The sequence below is a fragment of the Protofrankia sp. Cr1 genome, assembly GCF_963555865.1.
Taxonomy (GTDB): domain Bacteria; phylum Actinomycetota; class Actinomycetes; order Frankiales; family Frankiaceae; genus Protofrankia.
Genome location: NZ_CAUVXO010000003.1, coordinates 1 through 1,160 on the forward strand (window position 1 = coordinate 1; position 1,160 = coordinate 1,160).

The following is a 1,160-nucleotide window of genomic DNA, read 5'->3' on the forward strand; positions in this document are numbered from 1 at the left end:
CTCCCGAAGTGGGGAGACTGGCCGATCAGCAGCATCGAACACCAGGAAGCACAACAGTGGGTGACCAACCTCGGAAAACGGCTGTCCCGCGCGACGGTCGCCGAGTGTCTGCGCCTTCTTTCGGCAGTGATGAAGTCAGCCGTCCATTCCCGGCTCATCGCCTTCAACCCGTGTGAGGAGGTCCGCGTGCCCCGCCGACGAAAGACCGCAACCTCGGATATCACGATCACGCGCGAGGAACTGGTCACCAAGCTGCTACCGGTGGTGCCCGGCAGGTACCGCCCGCTTGTCGCGACAGCCGGCCTCGGCGGGCTCCGTTGGGGGGAATGCGTCGGCCTGCGCTGGGGACGGGTTGACCTCGACGGGGCAGAGCTGCACATCGTCGAGACCCTCGTCGAGGTCTCCGGAAAGATCACACCCAAGCCGTTCCCGAAGAGCAAGGCGGGGCGACGCACGGTCCCGATCCCGGCCGGCCTGGTCGGGATGCTGCGCGATCGCAAGGCCGCGGGCGGCACGGCCGGCCGCGCCGATCTCGTCTTCACCAACACCGCAGGCGGCCCCGTCGGCCGGACAAGCTTCCGGTCACGTATCTGGCGGCCGGCGCTCGTCAAAGCGGGCATGCTCGGTACAGTGATCGAACTCGGCCCGCACAAGTTCAAGGCTGTGTGGGCGGACTCCACCGGAACGGAGTGGTCCAAGGAGTTCACCACCGAACGTGACGCGATCGCCCACGTTGCCCGCAAGGCATCGGGCGGGCTCCGGTTTCACGATCTCCGACACTCCTACGCCACCTGGTTGATCTCCAGTGGCGTACCAGTGAACGTCGTCCAAGGCGTCCTCGGCCACGAACAGGCGTCCACGACCCTCAACCGGTACACGCACAAGCCGAAGGACTACGACAACCAGCTCCGAGCGGCACTGTCAGGCTCTGCTGACTTTTCGCTGACTTCCGAGCCTGAGCCGGACCCCGAAAACGAGGAAGACCCTCCACCGGCGGGTTCATGACCTGCGAGAACAGATGGTCGGGGTGGCGGGATTCGAACCCACGACCTCTTCGTCCCGAACGAAGCGCGCTACCAAGCTGCGCCACACCCCGCGACCATCACGAAGTCTACCTGATCCACCGACGGGCAGCGGGCAGCGGGCAGCGGGCAGCGGGC

1 protein-coding gene and 1 tRNA gene are annotated in these 1,160 nt (G+C 66.2%); one reads left to right on the top strand and one right to left on the bottom strand.

All coding sequences use genetic code 11. The features are described 5' to 3' along the window. Nucleotides 1-1,005: site-specific integrase (locus U9980_RS00905; protein ID WP_322766261.1), on the top strand; the 1,005-nt coding region annotated here is incomplete at its 5' end. Between the two features lie 14 nt (nucleotides 1,006-1,019). Here U9980_RS00905 and U9980_RS00910 read toward each other — a convergent pair. Next, a tRNA-Pro gene (locus tag U9980_RS00910) sits at nucleotides 1,020-1,096 on the bottom strand. Between the last annotated feature and the right edge of the window lie 64 nt (nucleotides 1,097-1,160).